The sequence below is a fragment of the Cognatazoarcus halotolerans genome, from assembly GCF_009800965.1.
In the GTDB taxonomy this organism is placed as follows: Bacteria; Pseudomonadota; Gammaproteobacteria; order Burkholderiales; family Rhodocyclaceae; genus Cognatazoarcus; species Cognatazoarcus halotolerans.
Genome location: NZ_WUAF01000109.1, coordinates 1 through 207 on the forward strand (window position 1 = coordinate 1; position 207 = coordinate 207).

Annotated in this window: 1 protein-coding gene; it reads right to left on the reverse strand. The window is 71.5% G+C overall.

Annotation, left to right across the window (positions count from 1 at the left end):
• A partial coding sequence (locus GQB03_RS22895) for a hypothetical protein (protein ID WP_159694094.1) occupies window positions 1–207 on the reverse strand: 207 nt, incomplete at both ends.

The window sequence follows — 207 nt, forward strand, 5'->3', positions numbered from 1 at the left end:
CATCGTTCGCCGTAACCGTGATGGTGCGCGCGGTGGCGTTCACCAGGCCGTCCTCGTCGTCGGCAAAGACGTGCTCGACACTGCCGCCCAGGGCCGCCAGTTCGGCGGCGCTGAGCGTCTGCAGCGCGGAGCCGTCGCCCCAGTCGATGGTGTAGCTGAGTGGATCGGCCGCCCCGGCCACGTCGCTGCCGGCGATGGCCAGCGCGA